The organism is Slackia sp. CM382, from assembly GCF_000293015.1.
GTDB lineage: Bacteria > Actinomycetota > Coriobacteriia > Coriobacteriales > Eggerthellaceae > Slackia > Slackia exigua.
The window spans coordinates 51,141-72,351 of sequence record NZ_ALNO01000018.1; the positions used below are offsets into that span (position 1 = coordinate 51,141).

The following is a 21,211-nucleotide window of genomic DNA, read 5'->3' on the forward strand; positions in this document are numbered from 1 at the left end:
CTTAAACTCCAACCAGACTGCCATTGTTCTCGACTTCGACCGTTATCGATGCATCGTATTCCCGACCATACGAAACGCCGAAGCGTACTGCAGAATCGCGCTCATCCCATAACAGCATTGTGTCGAAATCAATCTCATCCAGCCCATCGACCGAATCATCACTATTGAGAAGCAGCCTTCTTACATCTCTCGCCACCCGTTCCATAATCCTTCCGTCTAGGAACGCATCGCGAACCCTTCTTCTGGTAGTCGCTCCAACGTCTCCCTCGACTTCTGAAGCCACTTGAAATGCGATGGGGATGGTGACCTCCGCTTTATATAGATCGGCGATATCGTAAACGAATGACCTCTCGTGCCCCATATGGACGAACCCTAGCGCAGGCGAACATCCTAGAGCAACGATCACGCTATGCACCGCACCGTACAGACAAACATGGGCAGCAGAAAGAGCCTGATTGATGGACGTTGCATCCTCGAAATCATCTGGATTGTATTCCCTGCCCTTCCAAGGAACCTTAAATTCCTCGGATAACCTGCGATAGAGCGAACGAATGCGCGATCCTTCACGACCGCGCAACTGCTGCATGGTCAAATGAGATACATTCTCGCCGGGAAAACGCATCTGATACATCGCGCGAGCCACAGCTAAGCGTTTCCGCTTATTGGAGACGAGTTCAGCTTGCCTAACAACCAAACGAGACGAATGGGTGAGCGGCCTGCCGTGAGCATAATACCTCACGCCTCGCTCCCCCACCCAGACGATGCTTGCGCCTGCATCCCCCAATAACTCCATGGCCCGATGAGAAACATTCGTTCCTGGACCAAGCATCAAAACACCCAGAGATGCTGCAGGCACATAGGCGGTTCCCCGTGCATCGGTAATAGTTACCGCACCATCTTGCCGATTGATAAGGCAGTGCTCAACGTAAAGAAATGTTATGCGCTCCTTGATGGTAGGAAGCGCATGCAAATCTGGCTTCTGGATACCGGGAATGCACGCCATGATTCATCTAACCACCGTAGGTGCAAGGGTCAAGAGACCGCAACCGAACCCCTTCGCATGCCCGATTCCGTTCACAAGGGCCGAACGCAAGAGATCAGGATCGGAAACACGCAAGAATCCATCGAACTGAGCCGTGCTCAAAGTTATGAGACGTGATTCTCGCCCACTCCGCAACTTCTGTTTACCTGAATGAGAAACAATAAGCCGTGCGGTACCATCGAGATTCGTAAGAACCTCGAATCCGTTTCGCTGGGCTCGATTCCACTCTTGATGCGCAAACAGCTCGGGAACCTCTAAGCCAGAACCGAGATAAGCATCTTTCCCGATAAGCCATGCTGCCTGCTGCAGGACGGTCAAATGACCTATTCGCTTCGGTTTCCCCTTTTCGTTTCGAGGAACAGCGCGCCCTCCTCTCGTGCTTCGACTCAAAACTGGATTTGCAAAAAGCCGAAATGCATACTCTTGCCCTATCTCGATACGAGAAAGAAACGTATCGTAGCTTCTCGTCTCCCATTGCTGAGGCAAGTCAGGCCAACCGATTTGCTCGTCCAATCCAACCAAACTCGGCTTGTCGGGACTCACGATATAGAGTCGTGCCGAACCATCCTCGGAGGCATCGACGCGCCAAAGGACTCTCCCCTTGCCGGGATCCGAACAATGAGCCATAGGAAAGCTACCGGCAATGGCCGCATGCATCTGATAAGGGGATGCAAGCAATCTACGTGCATCTCTCCGAGTTTTGTTTATGGGAAAACGTGTGAGATACATCATTCGGATCCTTCTTCCAAGATCGCGAACGGATCATGTTCGGAAGCTATCGAAGTACTGGTTGGTCGTCCATCGTCGAAAGGCCAAAATGGATTCTTTACTGCCATACGCATGGTTGCCTCCGTTCGCCATCCGTATTCGCGTTTAAGTTGAGAAAAGCTCAGAGGCACATCGCGAACCGTTTCGCTCAAAGTGCACGCGGCCTGCTCTTCAGTCGCCTCGTACACAACCTTCAGTTCAACCGTTTCCTTCGGTTTATCACCCCTGAACCGATAGGCATAGTTCCAATGTCGCTCGGTTGCCTGCCAGGGGACGTCCGCAAGTGCCTCCATCATAGGGCTATCCACCAAACCGAGGTACACTTGGGTTGAAGGTGGACACGAACGCCGTCCTAAAAACAACGGGAACGCAGGATGGTGAAGGGCTTCTGCACATTCGGCAAGCAAGTCTTCATCCCCCTCAAGAGCAGCCACAAAGACCGCATCCGAGAGATAATCACGCTTAGACAGAGAGAGGCTCTCGTTGAAAACAAACCTCCTTGTATCAGAATCCCATTTCCGTGTGTGTTCAGTTTGGAAATCGCGCATGAAACTGCCCGGCTGATCGACACGCACCGCGAACCGCAGGACAGCAAGGTCGTCGACAGGATCCTCTCGCCGACGACCGAGCGCGGCCGCAAGCAAACCTATCACCCCGCTTTTCGAAGGCTCATGACGAGTGGTCCGCTCGGTAAAACGGCTGCTTGCGCCCCATGACTGCAACGGTGCTGCCAACTTAAGCAGTAAGACTGTCATTTTGCTCACGCTCTTCGTCACGGAAGCCGCATTCGGACAAGTAGTCACTGCAGAAAGCGACGATTTGATCGACGGCGTCATCCAGCCCCATCGGATCACCATCAGCAAGCTCTTTCAACACAGAGGCGTCAGACGATGCAGTCACCACAAATGTATGCTGCGGAGTCACACCAAACGCCTCGTCGATGGCTTTCTCTTGAGCAACAAGCGCTTCGGCTGCATTCGTAAGCTGGCTTTTATCCCTCAGGGCAACCACGGGTCGTTCGAAGGAGTTCACCAAACTAACCGGTTGCGAATCACGCAGCTGGATGATGACGGCTGAAGGCAAGGTCCTATTGGCGAAAGAGTTTTGCTTTCCCGTCGGCATAGACTTGACGAATGATTTCAAGAAGGCGTTTATGCCTCCAGTCGCCGCATCGGGAGAGCCTAGATTTTCGCATAAATGAAAGACGTCCACATTTGCGTAACGATAGAACATCGCCGATGTGAACTCAGTTGTCTCGATCATGGCTGCGCCGGCATTATCCTCAGGAGCCTTGTCATCGAGCGCCGTAAAATAATCGAATTCCGTTTCTGCACTGGATACGCTGATCGCATGAGCGACTTGAACGGAAGCATCGACATTCAGATCAGGAGCATCGGCGACCATACGTCCGAACATGGCGATATCGACAGCATTTAAGGCTGGAGACCTCTTTACGTCAAGAATCTTCTTAGCTTCCTTTTTGTCAACTTTTTCCCCATCTCTCAACGCTTGAATGGCGAGCTTTGCAAGCTTGCCGATCTGCAGCGTGCCAATGAAAACAAGATATTCGTTTTCCTCTTTCTTGAGCTTGAAGCCTAACGCAACCAAAACCTCTTTTGCCTTTTCGATTGCGTCACCTTCACTAACTTCAGGCATTCTTTCTCGGATTGCATCAGAGATGAGACCAACCACATGCTTGGTTCTGTACGCAAGTTTATCCTCATCAAGATAGTCCGGAAACAAATCGCGCGTCGCTTTCTTCCATGCTTGGCTCGAGACACGAGCGCGGGTCACCCCGCCGAACTTAGCCGTTTTCGGACTGCCCGTATCATCGCGATTGATGTTGCTAGGCGGCACGGATTGAAGAATATGGATATCGATATAAAGAGGCTTGTTGCTCATGATGACACCTTTCTTGACGATGGCTGTCGATTAGCTCTGATTGTCTTCTGCCGACGCTGGTTTCCTACGATATGCGAATTCACGTCCCCATATTCGTCGAACGGAATCAGCCTGATAGGGATTTTGCAACCGATAGAGATCGGCTGCCAGCAAGCCGTAGTCGAGCGGAATTCCGGCAGATCTAAGCTGCTGAATCAGTTGTCGAAGATAATGCAGCATCTCTGGCATCGATTCAGCAGTTACCAGAGCGGCGAAGCGGCGAGGCAGCTCTTCTTCAGCTCGATTACGATAATGATTCTTATCTTGCTGAACCAGATCTCGCATAGCGCAGCCAAGGCCATGTTCTCTGCCGGAAACATGCATAGGATTGCTTTTCGACTGTTGATGGAATGCATACAACGTTAATGCGCCATGTACGGCCCGCTCCGCGCTTGAGGGACGATCATCCTTGCCAACAAGATCAGCCCGAAGCCCACCAATCTCGATATCCCATATATCCGCCGACGAACCTGGCTCCTTGGCAATAGCATGTCGCAATGCTGAGAGCCGTCGTGCACCTGTGGATTTGTCAGATACAGAAAGGTAGCTTGTCTGAAGCCTACAGACCTTGCCAGAAACAAAGTTTCGAATCTCGTTACTCGCTACTTCCCTCGTCTCCTGCATTACTCATCCCTCCTTTACTTTCTCCTCTTTGCTTCCACAAGACAAAATGCAATCGAGCGTCGCATAGAACCGTGCCTCGGCTTTTCCTGCCGTCATCCAATCTTTTTTGTTCTTCAATTGCGATCCTCGCACTGCCGCAGGACCAGCTTCGCCAATCAGTTCTTGAGCGAGCCTCATCAAAACATCGCGCAATTGCGCATACCATCCAGCACGCGCCGCTTCTGCATTTGTCTGAGATCCCAATGCTGAAAACCAAACCCGAAATAAACGATCGATTTCAAAGAATGCTCTAGACTTCGCCGCTTCGCGAACCCCCAATGAGCTTTCGCTATCTCCACCCGACGCCAAATACAGATTTACCGCAAGGCTACCTAGCGTCTTAACAGCCTCTTCTGTCTTTTCAACACACCTACAGGCGAAATTAACCAGAGGAGCACCTTCGGGCGACAGCAAATAGGAGCTCATCTCGAGCTTATCGTCAACCATGGAATGATACGAGGATGATTGGCTGTCGTCGTATTTAAAATCAACGGCGTGTACATTCAATAAGTATTCTTTACTAATAGCCCTTCCTCCATTATTGCTTGAGAGATGCCTCAACCACACTGCGGTACCGGATAGATGACAAGCCGGATCCTTATTACTGCAATTTTGCGCAAAGACTGCATTCAGTCCACGCCATAGCGCCTTGTCGGAATCAAAATGCACCGGAATCAATTTCGGCGCAGAAGACTTACTCTTTGAGGTTCCCTCTTTCCAACTAGTCATGTTTTCCACCGTGTAGAGCTCAGCAGCTTCGACGGACAGCAGATCTCCAGCCGACAGCACAACGTTGGTTATCATGCCATCTTCATGAGAAAAGTTGACCCAGCGAGATTGCCATGTATACAAATCGGCCCTCCCGTCGGGAAGGACCCGTGGCTCATGCCCATCGGAAACGCACCTCTGCCTGCGTTCCCAGATAGGGAGATCATTTTCGGAAAAAAGAGAATCGATCTCATTGCGATACAGTGGTACAAAATTTAGGATTAAGGTCTCTTTTATAGTCGATCCCTCAAAATATAAGCACCCTATGCGGCCCAACCATCCCGTTCCACCTGGGTACGACCTACCCTCCTTTTTTATTACGTCAGAGGAGTCTCCCTTCGCAGCATTCTTGGGACCACCGGTATCAAAAGAATGCACATGGATGAGCCAGCGAGCAGCTTCCGCATAAGATAGTCTATTAATTCCCTCGCCCATTCGAACTGAAAAAAGTCGTCTGTTCCGACGGCTCGGCACATCCGCGATGATGCGCTTAAGGTATGGTTCGCCATCCTCGTCCTTGATCGCATCGTTACTCCGTACCAACCCTGCTATCTGCATAAACGGTTCATTCTTATCGAGCAAATCAAAACGATGACGCCATTTCTCCAAATAGCTGTGTATCTCTTCGACCGGCAGCGTATCGGCCTCCCATAGTCTGGCCCATACCTCCGCAGGGTCATCGTCTTCATCGAGGCTGGGAGAAAGGGAACGCTGCAATATCGCGAGCAACAGTCTGAGAATCGCAATGTCCTGGGTAGGCAAATCATTCGCCAGGCATTTCAACTCTCCCGCACAAGCAAATAAATCCCAAAGTGAAAGTTCGCGCGAAATTCCCCTCATATCTCGAACGCGAATCCAAGGCTCATCTACCAGGTTAAAATGGACATCCTCGCTCACTACTCAACCTCCTTATGCTCTATTTCAAGCAACCTTAACCCCAGCTCCCTTGAATAACCGAGATGATATCGCGCCCTTTCGCAATCGACGACCGCAACTCCATTCCGGTCAAAAACAAGCGGGAGCTGACCTTTGAGCCATCGAGATTCTTGCCACCCAGATACATTCGTCGCCGATTCAAGGGCGCTGACAATCCCTGCTATCCGCCAAGGCTTGGTAAGAAGGGGTGGAAGAGGCACCGTGCACGTAGCCGCAAGACGGGCCGCACGGTCGTCAGGTGCCGTCGTTCCATCGCCCAACGCTGTATATTTCTCCTCTACTTCCTCCTGCAGCGCCACCCAAGGAAAGACAGATAGGTTCCCAGCATCGCAATGCAGCGCAACCACTTCGAGTGATTCTTGGCTGTCCCGAACGGCGGCACGACCCGTCTCCTCGTCGGATATGGAAAACCTGTTTCCCAGCCAACCGACGAGGTCAAATGCTTTCCCAGGCTTAGTGCGCTCTTTACCCAAAAGCCAATTACTCGCTTTGCTCTCTTGACTCATACGATATTGACGCAGATCATCCTGCGCCTCAAGCAATGCATCACGCCAAGCGTCGTCTTTCAATCCGTCAAGTAGGAAATCGTTCGAACCGGGCTCCAGCCCTTCGTATACCGCCTCCACAAGCCCCGCAATATCATGCGGAAGATTGACTCTAGAACCCCCCATGCCATCGCATCTAACCTTTAACGCCAAAATCGTCCGAAGCAAAAGTGCAGGATGGTACACAGCTATGATGCCCTTATCGAACTCGGGAGGTTCGACCGACCAATCTTTCGACCCCGTTATGAAACACTGCGCCGTCCTTAGTTTCGCTGAGCGCTCAGACTGTCCTTCGCCACGCTGGTGCCTATGCAAACGTCCCATGCGCTGCAGCAGCAAGTCGATAGGAGCTATATCGGTAATCATAAAATCGAAATCTATGTCGAGCGACTGCTCAATAACCTGAGTACCGACAACAACTAGCGACCGAGGCCGCCTGGACGCATTAGGTCCAAGCAATTTCAGAAGCTCGGCATCGTTGCTCAAGCGATCTGCCGCAATGAAACGAGAGTGCACAAGTCGCACCTCGGCATCCATTGCAGTTTTAAGAAACTCGTATGTTTCTTGAGCCCGCGAAACCGTATCTCGCAAGACGCAAGCACAACCCCCATCGGACAACCTGTCACGCAACGTCGCAAGTAAATCGTCATCCCCGTCCAAAAGAAACGATATCTCGACATCGGTTCCTCGACTCGCAACCTCACAGTCACAATATCTTTCCGAGTCCAAATCGCGCCCACTTACAGTAACGAGAGGGTAAGCGGGCTTCCCCGTCGCCCGACGTGGCGGGTCGATAAGCCTTCTTTTCGAAGGCCTGCCTGTTGACCGCGCATCTTTCCCTCGATACGCACGAATCAACTGCTTGCGCCGTTGCGGCGGCAAAGTAGCCGAGAGCAGCACCGTCGGCACTCTATAAGCGCCGAGCCAAGTCATCACACGATCGAGGTATACGCTCATATAGGCATCGTAGGCATGGACTTCGTCGATAACCACAACCTTCCCAGCCAGCCCTAAATGGCGCAGCTGGACATGCTTCGCTTTCAGTGCGGCCATCAGAAGCTGATCAACCGTACCAACCACGAACGACGCAAGCAGACCACGCTTCCTGCCTCCGAACCATTGATGCGCGATAATATTTTCATCATTGGGATTCTTGCTTCTTTGCTGATTTCGTTCATCGCCCATCCATGTATGATTCCATGTTCTAAGACTAGCGAAATCCTTGTTAAGCGCCGATTTGCTATGAAGCAGCTGCATCGACTGGTGACTGGACCCATCAGCATCAGCCATATGGCTCAACCAGTTTTCGACCCGAGAGAACATCGCATTCGAAGTCGCCATGGTCGGCAGCAAATAAGCGATACCTCCGCTTCCAAACTTCTCTGCAAGAATTTCGGCGCACAGCAGCGATGCTTCCGTCTTGCCGTTACCCATCGGCGCTTCGATGATGATGAGACCAGGATCTTCGAGACTCTCAGCCGCTTCGACCGCCAAAATCTGTGCGGGCCTTAGTCGCGCAGCTTCAGGAATATTGTCGAACCGCGCATGGAAACGCGCTTCTGCAGGCTCCCCGCGCAAAGATGGAACCCAAGCAGCTGGGAGGGCAAGCCGTTCCCAAGCCTCCCTTGCTCGCGCACGAAAATCAGCTGTAGATGCAATTCCAGAAACCAAAGGAAGCAAGTCTGCATTCGAGGCAATCCAATCCGACATGATAACAAGAGCAGTGAGCAAAACTTGGGTATGTTGCGGAAGCTCCAGTTCTTTGAGTTCCTCCTCATGCCTAAAAGCCCCTGAAAGGACGAATGCGTAATCAAGCAACTCGATCTGAACCGTCGTCCACGTCGATTCACCCAATACTTCTTTGGGAAACAGACTGTCCCTAAGGTTATCGAGAATAGTACTGCTATCTGGAGGAGCGCCATGGTGGCCGCCAACCACGCACGAGAAGACATTGGGATGCGACCATGCGCGTTCGAGAAGCCAGTCTTCTAAAATCACCTGTCCCATAAAAGCATGCGATTTGCTATCGATTCCAGCAGGTATCTCAAGACCCGTCTCTCGAACCGATTCGGCCCTATCGGTCACTTTATATTGGAAAGCCGGTGTAGCTTTGCCGATATCATGGACGCTTGCCATCCAGACAACGAGCGATTCGGCTGCAGAATCACTCAGATCTTGAGCAATCAGCTTCTTTACAGTGCGAGGAAGCCATTTGCTCCACAAAAGACGAGCGATCTCGCCCGAATCACCCATATGCACATAGAGGGGTTCCCAGAGATGAGACTGTTCTCCCCTTCCCGTTTTAGCCCACAGGCTTCGAGCTTGCGGCGAAAGTCGCTCAGAAACACGCTCAAACTCCTCAGGAAAGAAGCACCTTCTTTCGCAGAGATCATCTTCATCGAGCATACGGCAACGCCTCCCGAAAGCCCATCTTCAACAACATATGCGTCCTTTTCGGTTCCAAATCTAGAAACGCGGACTCATGCTTACACACGACAAGCAGAAACGCAAAACCAACTCAACGACACCCCTGTCGTGCATGCGTACTTTGAACAATCGAATCGACTCGGATGATCTCCTACCGCAGGCCGAAGCGCTAGACCACGAATCCGCCGCCGCCGTTGTTGTGAATAACGGTATGCATCCCGCTGGAGCTTGAAATCGTCGTCATCGATTCATTTTCTATGACGTTGTAGAGCTTTCCATGAGGCCCGACAATCGTGGCTGATGGCCCGCTTCCAACGATGTTGTAAAGCCGACCATGGGGTCCGACGATCGTATTACCGGCACGGGTATACATGCCGTCATGCCCGTTCGAACCGCGCACGATTGCAACATTCCCAGACACATTCGTCGTCATCCCACGAGGTCCGACGAATATTCCGGAAGCATTCTCTTTCTTCTTATCGTTGCCGAACAGCATCCCTGTCCTCCATCCCTTCACGACAGGCGAGCCCCACGAGTGCGACATCCGTCCCTTCGCCCCTTTTCGCCTACAAACTCGCCACCGCTATCCACGGCGTTCACCCACACTCGACAAACGATGCAGTTTTCCCTTTATTGCTACAGGATACCCGTTCGTCCGTTCGAGCCTGTCCATAAATAGGGACAGGTATTCGCTTTTCGTCACGAGATGTCACAGGCACGATACGGCGAAACATCGCCTGCAACATCGTTTTCGCCACGAGGCGCTCCCCAAGGCGCAGCACTGCGAAAGAACGCCCGCAGCACGGCGTGCCTACTCCTCCAGACACGACCTATTCCTCTAACAAGGAACGCAGGTAGTTGCGATACTCCTCGACAAGGCTCTTCGGCCCCACGATGCGCACCGTCTTGCCCATGGATGCAATCCATCCGAAGAACTGCTGGCTCTTGCAAACCTTCACGCGAACACGCGCCTCGGACTCTCCCGCCTTGGGAAACGTCGCGGCCTTACCGAAACGATCGGTCACGATCTCAACCTTGCCTTCATCGACGGCAAGCTCCGCCACAACCTCGGCGCCGTTGAAGCGGCCGAACATGACTCCCTTGGAATCGTTGTGGCGGTAGCGAGCGATTTCGTCATTGCGTGTTGCCGGCGCATCCTCGAGCACGCGCACGCGCGCCATGCGGTCGATACGGTACTCGGTCAGATTCCCATGGCTCTCATTCCATGCAGTAAGGTAATAGAAACCGTCATCGTAGGAAACACCCACCGGCGTCACCTCGTGCTTCTTGCCGCCCCTCGTCTCGCACGGCTTGCCGTCCACACCGATCTTGCGATAGGCGAAATCCATCTTGCAGCGCAGACGGATAGCCTCATGGACGGCATCGACCGTGGAAAGCGCGCTTTCGCTCTTCGACTTGATACGCCCCTCCACGTGAATCCTGCGATCCAGCAGCACCTGCTCGTGGTTGCTCGCAAGCTGTTTGATGTTCGTGACAAGCAGCTTCGCCTGGCCGTCCGTGATAGCTCGGCACGACTGGATGGCATCGACCATCAGCATGAGCTCATCGATCGTGAAATCACGTCGCTCGATGGCGTATTCGACGGGATTGCGCTGATACGTCTTCACGTCTATGTCGAACTCACGCAGCGCCTTGATGTCGTCATAGATGCTTTTGCGTTCGGCAGGCACGCCGTACTCCGCCAGCTTCTCGATGATCTGCGCCATGGTCAGACCGTGCGCTGCGTCGGTCTCTTCTTGCAGAATCTTCAAGAGGTACAGGATTTTCACTTTCGCTTTGCCGTTGCAAGCCATGGCACGATGCTCTCCTGAAAACGTGGCTGATATGCACCGCATCATAGCAGGCTCTCTCATGCACGCATCATCTTCTACCTCTCACGAGTCGCGACCAACCTCGAAAGCTTGAGCGAGATAGCCTGAGCCGGGCACTTGTCCACGCAGACGCCGCATTTGGAACATTCGGGAATATCAAGGCTATGCGGGTCGACGCGCTCGGGGCATTCCGTCACGCATACCTTGCAATCAATGCCCTTTTGGCGAAGGCAACGAGACTCCTCCACTTTCGGGTTCAGCCTTCGACTGCGCGATCCGACAAGCGAGAGCAACGCGCTTATCGGACAGAGCGCTGTGCACCATTTTCGGAATACGACCAGCTCAAAAATCAAAATGGCAGGAAAAACGACTAGGCTCCAGGTGGCGTCGGCGAAGCGAATCAGATTGAAGATTCCGATCACGATGCCGAACGCAAGCCCCACCGGGCATATCAGGCAAAATACCGGGAAACCGAACGCGAACGAACTGCCCACGGCACCCAACAGGATGAAGTGACGCGAATCAAACCGCAGGCCATCGCGCTTTCCACCCACAGGAGCCAGCGGTGCTGCAACCGAGCGAAAGCCGACGTCGGGCGATGTGCAGGCCCCCTTGACTGCAGGGCGCTTGATAAACTGCATCTGATGTTCATGCCCGCGACCAAGCGACACTCCGTCCAGCATGGCTGTAGGATTATCTGAAACACCGATATTGCCCTTTTCCGTAATTATGCTCTCACCTGTAGCTGAATTTATGGCTGCATGTGTATCAGAGAAACCCTCGATATCGCTGCTCTGCTCTGCATCTATCTCACGCCTAGCACGAGAATCGCCGTTGGACTTCAAACCGAAAATTATACGGACGAACTGCGTCGGGCACGCCCAGCTGCAAAACGCTTTGCCGAACACCAAGGCGATCGCGAGCGTTATCGCAATCAACGCCGCCGCATGAACGGCCAGGCCGCGGCTTCCCGCTAGAACTTCAAGCAAGCCCACAGGACAGACGATCGCAATATCACGCCAGCCTAAGGCGGACTCCGTGCCGGTAGCGGAATGAATCACAAGCCCCACCAGAACGCTTGCGAAAACAAGTCCGACGATGATACCCCGCTTCGTGGAGAATCTCATGCTACGCCCCCGAATCCGACGAATCGCCATGGGCGATGCGATTCGCACCGGTCATTTCTGCATCGCTGCCCTCTCCAAGACTATATGCCGCCACGCCTTCGGCCTCGGCGGCGGCAACGGTCGAAACGTTAATGCCACGCACGCCAGAGCCCGAGTACGATCCATACGATGCGCTTGGACACTCGTATTCGCATTGACCGCAACCATTGCATAGTCCGGTGTTCACGACAGGCCGTCCGGCTTCGTCGAGCGAAATCGCTCCATACTGACACGCGTCAACGCACACCTGGCATCCTGACCCCTTATAGGCAAGGCATTCGGCACGATCGATAACGGCCAGACCGATTTTGTTCTCTACGGGATCGAATGCGGCAAGACACTTGATGGGGCATACCTCGATGCACTTGTTGCAGAACGTGCAATACCCCCGATGAAAATCGATTTTAGGAGTGCGATACGCTACGAAGCCATCTTCCAGAACGCCTGGACGCACGCAATTCGTAGGACAGATGCTGCGGCATTTGTCGCAACGGATGCAACCCGCCAGAAACGCCGATTCATCTTGGCCTCCCGGAGGCCGCAGCAAATCGCCCTCGCCATGCGCCACTCCGACAGCGCCCGTGGCCGCAAGCGCAGCAATGCCGCCTATGGCATAGAAAAACGTACGGCGCAAAATGCTTCTTTCCTCCGAGCCTGCACGATTGCCGGCGTCTTCGTCAGGACGGTCGTTTGCACGCAGCTCCTTATCGTTCACGTCGAATCCCTTCTTGTTTCAACTGCCGTTCAACACGCGCGCACGGCGCAATCCCATGAAGCACGGAAGCGCGAAGCCGGATGTCAAAGAGATACACGACACCGACGAACAGGAGGAAAGGAAATCTCCAGACCCGAACCCCATCGTGAGCCCAGGTCTGGAAACTATCGATGCCTTACAGCTGCAGGAAAAGATCGGCTACCGCAACGGTCGACATCCACATGAAGCAACGAAACGCCACGCTGCCGACCAGGCCGCATGCCGCTGCGCCTGCAGCGACTCCGAATGCGGATTCGGGACGCTTGAGCATGAATGCACCCAAAACGGCAGGAACGATGCCGCCCGTGATGATGACCAATCCCCATAGGACGGCTGCATGGCTTGCAACCGTACCGGAAGCCACGGCATAGAAGATGGATGCCGCAACAGCTGCAATGCCGCCGGCAAGCACGCCGATGGCGCTGGTTTTGATGGCGGATCGTCTATCGTGCTGCAAGACGACCAACATGTATGCGGCAAACCCCGTCGAGACGGATGTAGCCAGATACCCAAGCGGCAACAGCGGGGTGTTCCAGCTGTAACGCGCCGACATAACCGCATAGCCCAAGCCGGTAACGAAAGAGAGCACGATGCCGACGGTTGCAGCCAAGCCCGCGAAAAGCTTGCGTGAACCAATCGACGCCCCACGCTTGGTCAGGATCAAGAAGACGGCCGCCAGAATGATGGCGATGCCGATCAGGGCTGCCTCGTAGAATATATCGGAGGTCGGATGCGCCAAAGCGCCCATCATGCGCTCGGGATGCGACAGGTGCGTCGCTGAGCAGACGCCTCCGACGACCATGAGCGCAATGGCTGCGACGCCCGCATTGAAATGCGAACCGATGTTTTCGCCCATGAATTCATCGACGGCGATCGCCGTCAAGACCCACCCGCCGGCACCGGCCAAAGCCGAGAAGAAAACGAGCGACCACTGGATTTCCATCAGCTATTCCCCTTTCTTGACCAGGGGCGCACCGACGGCGTCCGAGGCATACTGAAGCTGATCGATTTCCTGCCATTCGGCGATGCTGCTGGACAGGATGTACTTAGTGCGAGGATGGTTGCCCACGTCGGTCAGCGCATGGATGGAAGACGCATCGCATGCGGCAAGCTCGATTGACACATCGGAGTTCGGATCATCCAAATCTCCGTAGAAGCGCGCATTCCCGCAGCAGGCATCCACGCACGCAGGCTGATTCCCGATGCTGGTAAGTTGTTGGCAGAGAGTGCATTTCTCGGCCACGCCCTCGTTCTTGCTGAAAGAACGGACGCCATAGGGGCATGCCATCAAGCAGTACTTGCAGCCGATGCACTTCTCTTTATCGATCAGAACGATGTCGTTATCGTTGCGATAGGATGCGCCGGTCGGGCAGACACCGACGCACGGAGCATCGACGCACTGCTGGCACTGAGAGGGCAGCCAGTATTGCTCCAGCTTCGGAAAGTCGCCGAAGGGCCCGATCTGAGGAACCTTGTTCCAATACTCGCCGAGAGGAACATCATTCTCGTTTTTGCATGCGATTTCGCATGAATGGCAGCCTATGCATTTATCAAGATTGATTACGAGGCAAAACTGACTCATGATTCGTAGCATCCTCCTCCGGTGAAGTCAGAAGGTTCGGGCATCCAGGGCTCGAAATCGTTGGCTTCGTACCAAATTCCTTCGGGTCGCTCGGCGGCGGACACCTTCACGCGGATGCCGCGCAGGGTATATGTGCCGAACTCAGGGTTGAAATATCCGGTGTTCTTGGTCAGGACATTGACGTTTTCCAAGGTCCAAGACTTACGGCCGTCAGAACCGTCTTCCAGGAACTCGGGATTCCAGAAGCGCTCCATGTAAACGGAATCGTTGGCGATGCCGTCGGTGACGCGGGCGATCGCATAGATGCCGTCGGACACGATGGACTGAGCATCCGAAGTCAATTCCTCGCCAGGGACGAATTCCGACGGACCGGAGGTCTTGCCGACCGCCAACGTGGTCTCGGGATCAAGGCCTGTAGAGATGTCCTTGAAAACGTCTTTGCCATCGGTACGAGGAGACCTGACATTGACCCATGCGCCATCAGTCAGGCCATATTTCTCTGCATTGGCAGGTGAGATCCATAGCTCGGGGGCCGGATAGAGCTCGCGCAGATACGGGTTGTTGCGCAAGGTGCCGTGATGATAGAAGGGCACGCGGCCTTCAGTCAGAACCAACGGGTACTCGTCTCCGTATTGCGTCTCGTCCTCAGGCGTGAAGTAATACGGCATCGGGTTGTAGTCCACGACCGCAGGCGGCATCTCGAAGCTCTCGTTGCCATGGCGGCCAATGTAGAGCATGGTGTCGCCGTAAGGGCCGCATTTCTTCGGATCATCCGCGATATCGCGAGCCGCGCAGGAAAACCCGGTATAGACGTCATCCGACTGGGTGCCCGCAGCAGCCAGATCGCCCTTCTTGGCATTGGCGGCGCTGCCGGCTTCGGAGGGAATCTTCTCGTACGTATCGTAGACGGTGCCGCCCCAATACTCGTCTTCGGTAGCCCACTCTTCGGGCAGGTATTTTTTGGCAGTCTCGTAGTCGGTGACACGGGGGTCGCCGGACTGGGTGGCCACCCAGTCCCAATAGTCCTGAATCGTCTTCCAGTAGGCGGGAACCATCGGCGAGCCTATTATCTCGTCATTGCAGGCCGCCTCCATATTCTCGTCGTACAGCTCAGAAGACGGATCGGACATGGCTTCGGCGATTTTGCCCCACATCATGATCTCGTCGGCGGCTTCGAACAGATTGGCGACGGGCTGGCGGAAGAGGTTGACGTTCAGGCGATTCTGCATGAACGCGTTCTCGAGCCACTCGCACGCCGGAAACACGATATCGGCCGCTTCGGTGGTGAAAGACGTCGGGTACATGTAGCAGTGCACGATCTTGTCGAACTTCGGGAATGCCTCGACCCAAGAAGAGGAGTTCGCCAACGCCGCCATCTTGTTGCCGGAACGCTCGATCCAGACCTTGGGCTGATACGGCTCTCCGGTAAGGATTGCCGAAAGAACCGTAGGAATGTGGGAATGCATCCATCCGCCCAAGCCCTTGTGCTCGACGTAGCCCAAACGCTCCAGGACGGCGGAATCGTCCATGAAATGGTAGGCGGTGCCGCCCAAAAACCCCGGAGGGAAGATGGTGGATTCGGCGGAAGAGATGCCCGACGCACCTGGCGAGCCGACCTTGACCGCAGGGCATCCTTCGTGACCCACGTGGGCGGTCATGCAATCCAGAGCGGCAACGCCAAGGGCCATCTGCGAAGATGCCGGATACTGATCGGTTGCCACGCCCAGCGTGATGCCGCCATGGGCGTTGGAGCAATACAGCTCGATAGCTGATTTGATATCTCCAGCATCGCAGCCGGTGATGCCTGCAACGGTGTCCAAATCATATTCGGCGCAACGATCGGCATAAGCCTGGAAAGCAGTTTTGCAGGTGATGGTCGATCCGTCGGCCAGCGCGACATCCACGGTCCCGAACAGTCGGGGATTATAGGAGGCTTCGTTATTCGGACCCAGGGCGAACGCCTTGGTGACGTTCCCGGTCTTCTCATCGAAATAGACGTAGCCCTCGTTGTCGGCACCCACGTCTTCGAATACGGCGGAGGCGCGCAGTAACTGTCCATCGGCGGTGATGTCCTCGGCAACCGGAGGCAGACTGACTTTGTCGCGCGGATCTACCAGAAACGGCAGATTGGTCCATTTTGCTACGAAATCCTCATAGCCGGGAATGCGCTCGTACAGCTTGTGGGCAATGATGTAGTTCATCCATCCGAGCAGCATCGCAACATCGGTGCCGGGCTTGATGGGCAACCAGATATCCGCCTTGGATGCGTCGGGCGTGAAACGCGGGTCGATGACGATGGTCTTGCAGCCGTTTGCGCGCAATTCTGCGACGGCGCGGCCTGCGGTCGCGGGCGAATTGTATGCCGGAGCGGTACCCCACATAACGTAGACCTGCGTAGTTTGCCCGTACCTTCCGGCGGGCTTATACAACTCTGAGCAGCCGGAGTCGGCGATAGACGTGTCCCCCGTACCGTTGATCAGCGGCATGACGTAGTTGCGAGGCAGATAGCATTGGGCGCAGCCGGGCTCGAACACGTTGCCTGCACCCCAGAAGTTGCGAAAGCGCGGAGGGCTGAAGAACTGCGGATTCCCGCCTCCGCCCGTGGAGCATAGAAGACCATGCTTGCCTGTTTTGTCGCGCATATCGATCATAGCCCGAGCAACCTCTTGAGCAGCCTCGTCCCAAGAGATGCGTTCCCATTCATTGCCCGGTTTGCCACCGACGCGGCGCAACGGATATTTGTTGCGATTGGGATGGTACAGAGCTTGAATTCCCGAAAGACCCTTGGGACACACGCGCCCCTTGGACATCGGATCGATAGGATCGCCCTTGAGCTTGATGACGCGCCCGTTGCTGACCGTGGCGATGACGCCGCAATTCATGATGCAGGCTCGACACGAGGTCCTGACCTCCTGCACGTCGTCATCCGCCCATGCCTTATCGCTGGCCACGAAGTCATCTGCTGCAGCAACGCCTAACGCACCGGCGCCGGCAACCACTGCAGCGCTCTTCAAGAACGAGCGTCTCGACATAGTCGTGAGTGACATATTTTTTCCTCCTTCTTTTGATTCGCCTGATGATCGAATATCTATTCTTCAAGGGGGGCAAAACGAAGGCGACGACGCCCCCGCCCGACCGAAGGCGGATGCGATCACGCATCGAAACCAGCGAGAATTTCCTCCCCCGCCTCGCTAAGCCGCCAAGCCCCTATCCAAACCGCAACGCCCGCCTTCTCCAACTTGTCGATATAGAAGTCAGCGGACAGGACATGATGGATTCGAACGACGTCATGCGCCAGATCCGAATCGTTCTCGTAAAACGCAGTGATTTCGGAAAGCGCGCGGGGCTGCTGAAGATATCTCATGAACGCACGGTACGTGCGCGCTCGATGAGGATGATGCGCCATAAGCGCCTCGAATCGACGCCGCGGATCGATGAGGGACGCCGCTTCGATGCCGGCTTCGGACGTCTTGACGAAAAAGACGTCGGATTCGACCTGGAGTTCCTTCGATGTGCACTCAGCATAGTCTTCGCCGACTAGATCGCTTCCCGCCCCATCGATCCCGCGAAAGAAAAGCCCCTGCGCGTCGGCCAGCATATGGATGAGCGTGTAGGGATTCTGGGACAGGTGACTGAAACGAGCTTCGGGCGTATTCAAAATGAAGTCTTCGACTTCGGAGAACTCATGTTCGATCTCGCAGAAGACTAGGATCTTATACAGCACCTCGCGCAATGAGCTTTGCGCGCCTACCGTGGTAAGCACGGAATCGATTTTGTCTTCGAAAGGGCTTCTGGGACCCATCCTCTGATCAGAGGATCCAAAACGACGAGACGCGCCTTCGCACGAAATCGCTTCTCCATGCTGATCGCCGGCCAGATAGTCGATAGGATCCTTCGATACCGCGAATGCTGGAAGCGTGCGCTTGAGCAAGGCGGAACGGACAGGACGGCCCTGAGCCATATGAATGGGGCGCTGTTGCAGAACGTTTGTCATGACATGCCCCCTACGCCGCCGCAGACCCATAGGCCTCGACGAGCTCGCGGCAGACCTCTTCCATATCGGACGCGACATCGGTCTCGTCATGGATAAAGCCGCGAGTAATCTTTGAAACACCTACGTAGAAGACGGTTTTGGCAACATCGACGATGGCATCGCATAGATCGTCGATCCAATTAAGCTGGTGATCAGCATTGAATGCACGGCATCGTTCGGCGTAGCGCAAGGCACGCTCGAAATCGCCGGCTGCAAGGCCATCGTTCAAACGATCGATCAGCAGCGCCATGAATTCGAATTCGAAGGACACATGATCTTCGGGGATGCGAAGCTCTTCGTTGGGCTGCATCTGCTCGACGCAGTACATCTTATAAACCTCGTCGCGGGCATCCTGCATCATGAGACCCTCTTCAGACGTGAAAACCGACTCATACGGGGTAGCCGCGAAGGTCTCGTAATTGCCAGCGGCTAAAAACGTGTGGGCATAGTCCACAGCCAGTTGCTGTCTCGTGCCGGTATCGACGCGACGTAGATATGCCTTCATATCGGCGTATCCCTCGCTGATAAGCGAGCTGGCATCCTCGAATATCTCGAGATCCTGGCTGGCGATAGATTCGATCTGTTCTTCGGTCAGCTCATGCAGATAGTAGTATGCAAGCGTGCGATAGAACGTAGCACGACCGACATTGAGCTCAACGAGCTGAGCGACGGATCGCGCGTCTTGGCCTTCCATATGTTCCCCCTTCACGATGCGCTTTGCGGCAAGCGAGAAATTTCGACCATACAGTCGCTTCGCCGCGTGCGTGCGATCAGACTCGCGACTTGTCGATCCTTGAGGCCTTCGATTTCCCGCCGTCGCCCTCGTCTCAAGCCGGCTCGTTCGCATCTCGATGGGTCGGAAACTACGCTTCGACCAACGCAGGCGAAACGAACAAAATTGACTAAATGGCGGAAAAGGAGAGGTAACCGATGTAGTTAATTCCTGACTACACGGTTGCGAACTGGCCTTTCGTATCAGCGCAAGACAAGTTGTCCAAGATGGACATTTCAAGACTTTCCTCATGGAAGCATTTGGCATACATTTGCTTCCACCGTCTCGGGCGAATCAAGCTCAGCGAGGCATGCGCGCAAACGATGCGCGATCTTTGGGCAAGGGGGATCGATATATGGATATTCGCTCCATCACGAACGCGTGGAGCCAGCAGATTTCCTCGCTGCCCATATTCGCATTCGGGTTATGGGTGACGTGGAATCTGACGGCGTTCGCTGGACTGCCGTGGTACGTGGAAACAGCCGATGCCTGGCGCATTTCCGAATTCGTCACCTTTCACATGACCGGAGCGCTCCTCGCGTTGGCAACGCTGCTTGCAGGTGCGAGCCGCTCGACCGAGATTATAAAGAGCAGCCCATGCGTGATCGTCGGAGGAATCCTTGCAAGCATCGGGGCCGTATTCGTCATTCTTTCCAATCCTGACATCCTACCAAGCAAGGCAATCTTTCGAATCGGATGCATCATCGCAGGCTTCGGAACCACTGCTCTCTTCGCGCGATCGGCCGCCTGGCTGGGCGCGATGCTGCCTCGCATCGCCTTCATGAAAATATGCGAGGGCGTGATGGCGGGGAGCGCCGGCTATTGCGCGATGGCCATCATGCCTCATCCCGTCAACTACGTAGCATTCGTCTTGCTTCCCGTAGTCTCGGCGCTGCTGCATCTATTCCATTCCTATGATGCTGCCGAGCTCAGGGTTCTAGAGCCTGCAAGCAGGTTCGATCGAAAATACTGGTTATTCCTCGCCGCGCTCGTGGTGTATGCATTCGCCGCTCAACTGCTGAAAAGCGGCATGTTTCCGCTTTCGGCGGCAGAAGCCTCGACAGAGTTCCATGCGTCGACCTTGATGATCATGGCGGTCGCGATCGTATCGGTATTCCTAAGCGCCGCCTCGACCGAACAGTTCGGATTCGGACGCATCTACCGACCCGCCACGCTCGTCATCATCGTGCTGTCGATAGCCATCCCTTTGACGGGAGGCTTTGGAGATGCCGAAATCGGGCAACCGATCGCTGAAACGCTGCAATATGTGTTCAATCTCATCGCCTGGGGCATGGCGGCCTACATCACGTTCCAGGCCCAAGGAGGAGCCGTCAGAATCTTCTGTTCGGCAAATGCGGCACTGGTGCTGGGCTCCCTTGCAGGAGGCATCGTTTCGCAACTACTGGCGACATCGGGTGTATTCGGCCAGGGTTTCATAATCGCATGCCTGCTGGTGGATGCGCTCGCATCGCTCATGGCGTTCTTCGTGTTCCCTGAAAGATGCATCAGCGAGATGCTCATTCCCGTCGATGAGAAGCAGTACGAGAAGAAATCGGATGGCGAAGACCATTTCGCCCCTTGGAAGGATGCATGCGCCAAGCTGGCGCAGGGCGCCGGAATGACAACCCGCGAAACCGAGGTATTCACCCTGTTGGCACGAGGCAAGACCAATCAGCAGATTGCCGATATGCTGGTGATATCCCCTTATACGGTGCGTGCTCATACGCGAAGCGTTTACACCAAGCTGGATGTCCATTCCCGCAATGGGCTCGTCCGTGCCGTGGAAGCCACCGTCGCCGAAAACGACGAACCAACCGACAAACAGTGACGCGTCCGCATGACCGAGAACATGCCATGATCATGCATGACTGGAATGACGCGAAGCACGATGCTATTCTCCTGATTCATCCCATGCTTTCCTCGGCGAACGACATGGAGACCATAAGATGCATCGCCCATGACTGCTCCTTCGTCGAGCTGCC

17 protein-coding genes are annotated in these 21,211 nt (G+C 54.6%); 1 reads left to right on the forward strand and 16 read right to left on the reverse strand.

Going from position 1 to position 21,211, the window contains the following annotated elements; translation table 11 throughout:
• Position 1 precedes the first annotated feature (1 nt).
• The 16 genes from cas1e to HMPREF1155_RS07330 all read right to left on the reverse strand — a co-directional run bounded on the left by cas1e (position 2) and on the right by HMPREF1155_RS07330 (position 19,151).
• The gene (cas1e, locus tag HMPREF1155_RS07260; RefSeq protein WP_039993572.1) at positions 2 to 1,003 is read right to left on the reverse strand and encodes a type I-E CRISPR-associated endonuclease Cas1e; all 1,002 of its coding nucleotides are present in this window, start codon (positions 1,001 to 1,003) and stop codon (positions 2 to 4) included.
• Between the two features lie 3 nt (positions 1,004 to 1,006).
• Positions 1,007 to 1,774 carry a type I-E CRISPR-associated protein Cas6/Cse3/CasE gene (cas6e, locus tag HMPREF1155_RS08920; protein ID WP_009079074.1) on the reverse strand — a complete coding sequence of 256 codons (768 nt, stop codon included), beginning with the start codon at positions 1,772 to 1,774 and terminating at the stop codon, positions 1,007 to 1,009.
• Complete coding sequence (gene cas5e / locus HMPREF1155_RS07265; RefSeq protein ID WP_039993573.1) at positions 1,771 to 2,565, reverse strand: type I-E CRISPR-associated protein Cas5/CasD; 795 nt, start codon at positions 2,563 to 2,565, stop codon at positions 1,771 to 1,773. The genes cas6e and cas5e overlap by 4 nt, the downstream gene beginning before the upstream one ends.
• Complete coding sequence (gene cas7e, locus HMPREF1155_RS07270) at positions 2,546 to 3,712, reverse strand: type I-E CRISPR-associated protein Cas7/Cse4/CasC (protein WP_009079081.1); 1,167 nt, start codon at positions 3,710 to 3,712, stop codon at positions 2,546 to 2,548. Before cas7e ends, cas5e begins: the two co-directional genes overlap by 20 nt.
• Before the next feature lie 30 nt (positions 3,713 to 3,742).
• On the reverse strand, positions 3,743 to 4,375 hold the full coding sequence (casB, locus tag HMPREF1155_RS08925) for a type I-E CRISPR-associated protein Cse2/CasB (protein ID WP_081501543.1): 633 nt from the start codon (positions 4,373 to 4,375) through the stop codon (positions 3,743 to 3,745).
• 3 nt (positions 4,376 to 4,378) lie between these two features.
• Positions 4,379 to 6,079 carry a type I-E CRISPR-associated protein Cse1/CasA gene (gene casA / locus HMPREF1155_RS07280; RefSeq protein ID WP_009079075.1) on the reverse strand — a complete coding sequence of 567 codons (1,701 nt, stop codon included), beginning with the start codon at positions 6,077 to 6,079 and terminating at the stop codon, positions 4,379 to 4,381.
• Entirely contained in the window at positions 6,079 to 9,069 is a 2,991-nt protein-coding gene (locus HMPREF1155_RS07285; protein ID WP_009078987.1) for a CRISPR-associated helicase/endonuclease Cas3, read from the reverse strand. The genes casA and HMPREF1155_RS07285 overlap by 1 nt, the downstream gene beginning before the upstream one ends.
• Before the next feature lie 190 nt (positions 9,070 to 9,259).
• Positions 9,260 to 9,586, reverse strand: a complete 327-nt coding sequence (locus HMPREF1155_RS07290) for a hypothetical protein (RefSeq protein WP_009078883.1) — start codon at positions 9,584 to 9,586, stop codon at positions 9,260 to 9,262.
• A gap of 334 nt (positions 9,587 to 9,920) precedes the next feature.
• Positions 9,921 to 10,904, reverse strand: coding sequence for a YafY family protein (locus HMPREF1155_RS07295; protein ID WP_039993576.1), 984 nt, complete (start codon positions 10,902 to 10,904; stop codon positions 9,921 to 9,923).
• A gap of 74 nt (positions 10,905 to 10,978) precedes the next feature.
• Positions 10,979 to 12,049, reverse strand: a complete 1,071-nt coding sequence (locus HMPREF1155_RS08800; protein WP_009078951.1) for a 4Fe-4S binding protein — start codon at positions 12,047 to 12,049, stop codon at positions 10,979 to 10,981.
• 1 nt (position 12,050) lies between these two features.
• Positions 12,051 to 12,803, reverse strand: coding sequence for a 4Fe-4S dicluster domain-containing protein (locus HMPREF1155_RS07305; RefSeq protein ID WP_009079077.1), 753 nt, complete (start codon positions 12,801 to 12,803; stop codon positions 12,051 to 12,053).
• Between the two features lie 175 nt (positions 12,804 to 12,978).
• A complete protein-coding gene (locus HMPREF1155_RS07310) occupies positions 12,979 to 13,785 on the reverse strand; it encodes a DmsC/YnfH family molybdoenzyme membrane anchor subunit (protein WP_009078870.1) in 807 nt (268 codons plus the stop codon).
• Between the two features lie 3 nt (positions 13,786 to 13,788).
• Complete coding sequence (locus tag HMPREF1155_RS07315) at positions 13,789 to 14,424, reverse strand: 4Fe-4S dicluster domain-containing protein (RefSeq protein ID WP_009079013.1); 636 nt, start codon at positions 14,422 to 14,424, stop codon at positions 13,789 to 13,791.
• Positions 14,421 to 17,471 carry a molybdopterin-dependent oxidoreductase gene (locus HMPREF1155_RS07320; RefSeq protein WP_009079120.1) on the reverse strand — a complete coding sequence of 1,017 codons (3,051 nt, stop codon included), beginning with the start codon at positions 17,469 to 17,471 and terminating at the stop codon, positions 14,421 to 14,423. The genes HMPREF1155_RS07315 and HMPREF1155_RS07320 overlap by 4 nt, the downstream gene beginning before the upstream one ends.
• 104 nt (positions 17,472 to 17,575) lie before the next feature.
• Positions 17,576 to 18,418 (reverse strand): hypothetical protein, encoded by an 843-nt coding sequence (locus tag HMPREF1155_RS07325; RefSeq protein WP_155999235.1) that lies wholly within the window; start codon positions 18,416 to 18,418, stop codon positions 17,576 to 17,578.
• A 10-nt stretch (positions 18,419 to 18,428) separates the two neighbouring features.
• Positions 18,429 to 19,151: a molecular chaperone gene (locus HMPREF1155_RS07330; RefSeq protein WP_009079107.1), complete on the reverse strand. Its 723-nt coding sequence runs from the start codon at positions 19,149 to 19,151 to the stop codon at positions 18,429 to 18,431.
• Positions 19,152 to 19,584: 433 nt separating this feature from the next.
• On the opposite strand from HMPREF1155_RS07330, the gene HMPREF1155_RS07335 reads away from it, so the two are divergent.
• Complete coding sequence (locus HMPREF1155_RS07335; RefSeq protein ID WP_009078878.1) at positions 19,585 to 21,057, forward strand: helix-turn-helix transcriptional regulator; 1,473 nt, start codon at positions 19,585 to 19,587, stop codon at positions 21,055 to 21,057.
• Positions 21,058 to 21,211 lie beyond the last annotated feature (154 nt).